This is a genomic window from Thermomicrobiales bacterium (genome assembly GCA_041390825.1).
GTDB lineage: Bacteria > Chloroflexota > Chloroflexia > Thermomicrobiales > UBA6265 > JAMLHN01.
In genome coordinates this window covers 1-6,155 of record JAWKPF010000068.1, presented here as the reverse complement: position 1 = coordinate 6,155, position 6,155 = coordinate 1, and the positions used below count along the sequence as shown (strand labels likewise).

Here is a 6,155-nt window from a genome sequence, read left to right as displayed (position 1 = left end):
TTCGAGACGGGTAGAACCAATCCGCCCTCCCCCACGGTCCCCCGCAACCGTCCCGGCCCCAAAAGGGCACAGAGGCCCTTCGCTACGACCGGCGCGGCTTTCTCCGGGCTCCGGGCTCCGGACTCCGGACCCGAAGAGGGCACAGAGGCCCTTCGCTACGTCCGACGCGTTCTTCTCCGGACTCCGGACTCCGGACCCAGGACTCCGGACCCCGGACCCCACCCCCCTCATCACCCAACCCGCTACCGGCCGCCTGCCGCCCGCCGCCTGCCTCTACAATGGAAGCGGCAATTTGTCGTAACGCGTAAAGGAGCCCCTTCCACCCCCATGTTCACCGGAATCGATCGCCGCATGTCCCGCATGTTCGCCGCCGATGGCAAGAGCCTCACCCTCGCCTTCGACCATGGCAATGTCGGCTACAACAAGGACGGCATGGCGGTCCCCGAAAAGACCCTGCGTGACGCCATCGCCGCCGGCGCGGACGCCATTCTCACCACCACCGCCCAGTTGCTCGCGTTTGGCGACACCCTCAAGAACGTCGGCGTCGCGATCAACATGGATGAGTTCTACGGCGATCCCACCCCGCTCGTGAAGCAGGCGATGTATCTCGGCGCCGACATGGGCAAAATCATCTGCTATACCGGTCCGGAAGGGAGCGAGGAGAGCATCCGCAAGGCCCAGCATCTCAGCGCCATCTGCCGCCTCCACGGTCTCCCGCTCATGATCGAGCCGATCCCCGGCTCCTTCGAGAACAAGGCCCAGCACACCCCGAAGAACATCGGCGAAGCCGGCCGCATCTCGGCCGAAATTGGCGCCGACGTCGTCAAGATGCAATACACCGGCGACCGCGAAAGCTTCAAGGAAGCCACCCGCGGCATCTTCCAGCCCATCATCGTCCTCGGCGGCCCGAATCGTGGCGACATCCGCGGCGTCCTCACCGATGTCCACGGCGCCATCGCCGAAGGCGCGGTCGGCATCGCCATCGGCCGCAACATCTGGGCCCACGAAACCCCGGCCAAGGTCATCTCCGCCATGAATGTCATCATCCACGGCGGCGGCACCGTCGACGACGCCATGAAGGAACTGAGCTAGCACGCGGCTGGCAGCAGGCGGCATGCAGATCCGCTGTCATTCTGAGGAACGAAGGATTTGCCCGCCTCGGCAGCTGGTAGTTGCGCGAATGCATCGTCGCGTAGCTCTATCGGAGATCACGGATCGATCTGCCTGCTGCGTGCCGCGTGCCGCCTGCTTTCGTAGAGTGAGACTATGACCAACACCCTTCTCGAAACCGCTCTATCCGCGTCGCCGCCGCCCGCGCCCTATCCCACCACCGAGCGGCAGGCGTATGTCATCGAGCTGGCCGACCGCATGGCCTCCATCGCCGCGGCCAACGCCGAACGGCACGATCGGGAGAACACCTTTCCCTTCGATACCTATGACGCGTTGAAGGAGAGCGGCTATCTCGCGCTGGCCGTCCCGGAAGCGTTCGGCGGCTTCGGCGCCACCCCGCTCGAGCTGATGCTCGGGCAGCAGCGAATCGGCTGGGGCGATGGGTCGGTGGGGCTCAGCTCGACCATGCACCATTTGCAAACCGCCGGCGTCGCCAGCAACATGCAATGGCCGCCGGAGCTGCGCGAACGCGTGCTGCGCGATATCGTCGAGCACGGCGCGCTGATCAACAGCATCGCCAGCGAACCGGACCTCGGCAGCCCGAGCCGCGGCGGTCTCTACAAAACGACTGCCACCCGCGAGGGCGACCATTGGGTGATCGATGGCCGCAAGACCTTTTCCACCCTGTCGCCCGCGCTCACCTGGGGCGTCGTGCTGCTGACCGTCATCGATGGCAATGCCGAGCCGGCCCGCGGCACCTTTCTGGTCAAGATGGATTCGCCCGGCGTTCAGGTCGATTACACCTGGGACACCATGGCGATGCGCGCCACGGGCAGCAACGATGTCATCTTCGATCATGTGATCGTCCCGGATGGCAACCGCCTGCCGCAAGCGCCCGGTCTGCCCGCGGGTGATCTCGGCCCCTGGAATCTGATCGGCAGCGCTGTCTTCCTCGGCGTCGCTACCGCCGCGCGGGATTTCGCGGTCGATTTCGCCAAGAATCGTCGGCCCACCGCCCAGGGCGGCAAGGCGATTGCCGAATTGCAAACCGTCCAGCACCGCGTCGCCCAGATGGATCTCCTGCTGCTGGAAGCCAATTCCGTCCTCTATGGCACCGCCGAGCTGGCCGAGCGTCTGCCAGAGGAACGGAAATCGTTCGCCTGGCGGTTCGCCGCCGCCAAGTACATTGCCACCAACAACGCCATCGCCGTCACCGACCAGGCCATGCGCGTCGTCGGCTCGGTGGGCCTGTTCAAATCCAACCCGTTGGAACGTTACTTCCGCGATGTCCGCGCCGGTCTTGGCAATCCGCCGATGGACGACGTCGCGCTCACCACGATCGGCAAGGCAGCGCTGGGCGTGGAGTAGAACGCTCGCACCCAGAGCCCGAACCAACCGCTCTGGACTCTGGACCCTGGACGCAGAACCATCCCGTCTCCAACCATGATCGAGGAGTGCTCACATGCTGACCGGTATCGACCATATCGTCATTGCCGTCGATCTTCTCACGACCGCCAGCGCGGCCTTCCAGGAGGCTGGATTCACCGTCACCCCGGGCGGATCGCATCCCACCGGCACCCATAACGCGCTCATCCCCTTTGCAGACGGGTCCTACCTGGAGCTGATCGGGATCGAGGATGCCGAGCTCGCCAAAGGCCATCCCTGGTTCGAGAAGATGGGCGGCAAGGAGGGATTCGTCACGTTCGCGGTCGGCGCCGACGCGCTCGACCACGAGCTGGACCGGCTCGCCGCGCTGGAAATTTTCGCGGTCGACCGCAAAGACGGCGCTCGTCTTCGTCCCGACGGCGAGCAACTCCAGTGGAAATCGGCCGCGCTGCGAACCGATCCGCCCGTCTTTCTGCCATTCCTCATTCAGGATGTGACCGACCGCGCGCTCCGCGTCCCCACCGGCAAGGAAGCCGAGCATGCAAACGGCGTCAAGGGCATCACCGGCCTGACCATCGTGACAGCCGACGTGACCGCGGCCACCGTCCCCTACGGCCAGATGTTCTCCGCCCCGGTTTCGGCGCTCGATCACGGGTACGAAGGTCATCAGCAAGGCTGGCGCTACTTCGTGCACGAATACTGGATCGACCTCGTCCAACACCAGGACGACAACTCGCCGCTTGCCACCTACCATCAAACCTTCGGCGACAGCATCTACCAGCTCTTCCTCACCGTCGATACCGGCCCCGAATTCCCCGGCACCCGGCTCGAAGTTCCCGGCTTCCCGGACGTGCACCTCATCACGACGAATTGAACGGACGAGTGAGGACGGTTCCGCTGCAAGTCGTACGGTCAGGCGACGCGCGTCCTAACGCACTGATCGGGGTCCAGAGCGCGTCCTGGAGAGGATGTCTTGGTGTCCCCCGGTGCCTCGCAATAGGTCTCGACCTCGGACCGAAGGTTCCGCAGATAGGCTGCATCGTCCCAGATATCGCTGTCGCGGATATATCCAAGGTGCTCGATGTCTGAGGCCAGTTCGTACAGTTCGTCGGGGAGTTCTTCGTCGGACTCCCACGAGGTGCTGCTGAACCAATGCCTGAAGTCGCGCACCGTCGATCTGCCACTGAAGAGGGTGCTCAGGTGCTCAAAAAGACTGGCTTCGAACGTTGCCGCAGTCATGTGGATATCGCCAGACGAGATGCGTGAGCGCTTCAATCGCTCCGGAATGGTGGAGCGGGCGCTTCGGGAAAACTATACCTGTTGCGAGAAGAACAAATCTCGTGAGGTCACGCTTCCTGACGGCACACGTGTGATTTCTATGGTGCTCTCGTTTCTGGACTCGACCGGGAACCGTCGCTTCAATGTTCATGTCAATGTTCGGCGAAACGGAACCATTGCTTCGTTTAGCGGGAGACTCGATCCGAAGTTTTTTGTCGACGACGATGGTACGAACTACAAACTCGACATCTCTCAGCCAAGCTGACGTCCTGATTTGGAGGTGATCATCTCCATCACCGCCGAATAGATCCCTTCGCCCCATTGCGACGGATGCGTCGCCAGCAAGCGCGGATCCGGCAATCCCGCCTCCCGCGCGATTTGCCCAAGCCGCCGAAACGAGATCGGATAGGGGAGCCACGAGCTCGATCGGCTGGTGTCGTATTCCACCAGCACGATGCAGCCGTCCGGTTTCAGCAAGCTGCTCCAACGCTGCAGGGTCGCGGCCTGCTGCGTTCGGTCGACGTAATGCAGCGAGTTCGCCGCCACGATTCCGTCCAGCGGCGGCATCTCCGGCGGGTGGCGGAGATCGCCGTCGATCAGATGGAGGGAGGTCCCCGGAAACTGCTCGATCATGCGCTCCCGCAGCGAGCCCAGTGCCGACCGGTCCCGGTCGAGCGCAAAGATCTCGCCCTCCGGACCAGTCAGTTCCCGAATAGCCAACGTGAACGCGCCCCACCCCGCGCCGAAATCGGCCCAGATTCCGCCCGGATGAGTAATACCGGCGGCGATCAGGCGAACATGGTCGTCGTGATTCATGTTGCCAGTATCGCGTTCCAGGCGGGCAAATGTCCCCGCATGATCAGGCAGCAGGAGTCGCCGGTTTGGGCAGGGTGATGCTGACCAGCTCGATCACGCCGGCCGCGTTCTCCTCTCGCACCAGGCCGGGGCCTGGGCAATACGTCTTGAACTCAGAGGTGACCTCCAATGGGTTGACGTCGACTGTCCAGATGCAGCCGGCAAACGCGCCGGCAGCCACCTGCACGGACAAATCGGTCTGCACCACAGTGGAGATATCCTCGGCCAGACCGGGAGCCTGCTCCTGCGGAATGGTGTCGAATGGCTGCGGATCGGCCGGCATGAAGGGACTCGGCTGATTGTCTCCTTCGCCAGCGAGCCAGGAGCCATTGTGATCGACAACCACGCCATCTTCGATGTTGTCGACATCCTCACCGAAATACCAGACGCTGCCATCTTCGTGCTGGGCGTGGTAGTCGCGAGTCGCTTCGATCAGCTTGCCGTCCTCGAATTCCCGCACCTGCAGGACCACAACCGGGACGCCCATGACCTCGGCAAGCTCGGCGAGAACGGTTTCTTCGACGCGGAAACGATGCGTCTCGCCAGTGTCGGGGTCGGTCTCCTCTCCTTCGTAGATGCGCACCGCGCCGATCGGCAGCGAAAAATAGGGATTGGTCACATTCGTGCTGAATGTCGATGGATCGACCGCCGGTGTGGCTGGTAGAGCTCGAACGGTGGAACCGCCGAGCACGAGCAACAAGATTGCCGCCAGAATCGCGTGTTTCACGAGAGTGCTCCTTTCATTGGCGAGGTGGATTGGTAAGAACGAATTGCTCGGACACGCATGTGTCAGGGACACAGTCGGTGAGGACGATGAAATGACCATGAAACGGAGCCGGGCGGTCGAGGTCGCGGCTACGCAGGGGCGGCGTTCGGCAAATCGATCTCGAAACGGGCGCCGGAGCCGGGCGTACTCGTGAGGGAGATCGACCCACCATGGGCTTCGGCAATGCTCCGGGCGATGGTGAGACCGAGGCCAGCGCCGCCTGTGCCGCGCGGACGCCCTGGATCGACGCGATAGAACCGGTCGAAGATCCGCTCCTGATGCTCTGGAGGTATGCCAGGACCGGTATCTACCACCCAGAAACGCACGCGATCCGGGTCGGACGCACAGCCGATGGCAATCGATCCACCATCGGGAGTGTGGGCGAAGGCGTTGTCGATCAGGTTGGAAAGTGCCTGGCCGAGAAGATCTTGGTCGGCCACCAGAAACGCAGGTGTCGACTCATCTTCGAGGGCTATCCGATGCGCTGTCGCGAGCGTGGCATACGAATCAATGCGTGCGCGGATGAATGCCTGCGCATCGAAGGGAACCCGATGCACAACGAGTTGACCGCTTTCTGAGCGAGCAATCGTGAGCAATGCCGTGACCAGCCGGGTCATACGGTCGATGTCGCCATCCAACGCCTGGAGCGCGGCCCGGTATTCCATGTCCGACCGGGGCCGGCGGAGCGCGAGATCGACCTGACTGCGCATGAAGCCGAGCGGGGTGCGCAGTTCGTGAGCAGCGTCGGCGGTGAACTGCC

8 protein-coding genes are annotated in these 6,155 nt (G+C 63.2%); 4 read left to right on the top strand and 4 right to left on the bottom strand.

Annotation, left to right across the window (positions count from 1 at the left end):
• The first annotated feature begins 360 nt into the window (after positions 1–360).
• From R2855_19735 to R2855_19725, 3 genes are all read left to right on the top strand, one after another.
• Positions 361–1,092, top strand: coding sequence for a hypothetical protein (locus R2855_19735; GenBank protein ID MEZ4533236.1), 732 nt, complete (start codon positions 361–363; stop codon positions 1,090–1,092).
• A gap of 174 nt (positions 1,093–1,266) precedes the next feature.
• On the top strand, positions 1,267–2,478 hold the full coding sequence (locus R2855_19730; GenBank protein ID MEZ4533235.1) for an acyl-CoA dehydrogenase family protein: 1,212 nt from the start codon (positions 1,267–1,269) through the stop codon (positions 2,476–2,478).
• A 94-nt stretch (positions 2,479–2,572) separates the two neighbouring features.
• Positions 2,573–3,370, top strand: coding sequence for a VOC family protein (locus R2855_19725; protein ID MEZ4533234.1), 798 nt, complete (start codon positions 2,573–2,575; stop codon positions 3,368–3,370).
• A gap of 38 nt (positions 3,371–3,408) precedes the next feature.
• Here the strand turns inward: R2855_19725 and R2855_19720 are convergent, their stop codons facing one another.
• Complete coding sequence (locus R2855_19720) at positions 3,409–3,735, bottom strand: hypothetical protein (protein MEZ4533233.1); 327 nt, start codon at positions 3,733–3,735, stop codon at positions 3,409–3,411.
• Here R2855_19720 and R2855_19715 point away from each other — a divergent pair.
• Positions 3,734–4,039 carry a hypothetical protein gene (locus tag R2855_19715; GenBank protein MEZ4533232.1) on the top strand — a complete coding sequence of 102 codons (306 nt, stop codon included), beginning with the start codon at positions 3,734–3,736 and terminating at the stop codon, positions 4,037–4,039. The genes R2855_19720 and R2855_19715 overlap by 2 nt on opposite strands.
• Here the strand turns inward: R2855_19715 and R2855_19710 are convergent.
• The 3 genes from R2855_19710 to R2855_19700 form a co-directional block, all read right to left on the bottom strand.
• Complete coding sequence (locus tag R2855_19710) at positions 4,027–4,590, bottom strand: class I SAM-dependent methyltransferase (GenBank protein MEZ4533231.1); 564 nt, start codon at positions 4,588–4,590, stop codon at positions 4,027–4,029. The genes R2855_19715 and R2855_19710 overlap by 13 nt on opposite strands.
• Positions 4,591–4,633: 43 nt before the next feature.
• The gene (locus R2855_19705; protein ID MEZ4533230.1) at positions 4,634–5,356 is read right to left on the bottom strand and encodes a hypothetical protein; all 723 of its coding nucleotides are present in this window, start codon (positions 5,354–5,356) and stop codon (positions 4,634–4,636) included.
• A 128-nt stretch (positions 5,357–5,484) separates the two neighbouring features.
• Positions 5,485–6,155 (bottom strand): ATP-binding protein (locus R2855_19700; protein MEZ4533229.1); only part of this gene is annotated, 671 nt, incomplete at its 5' end.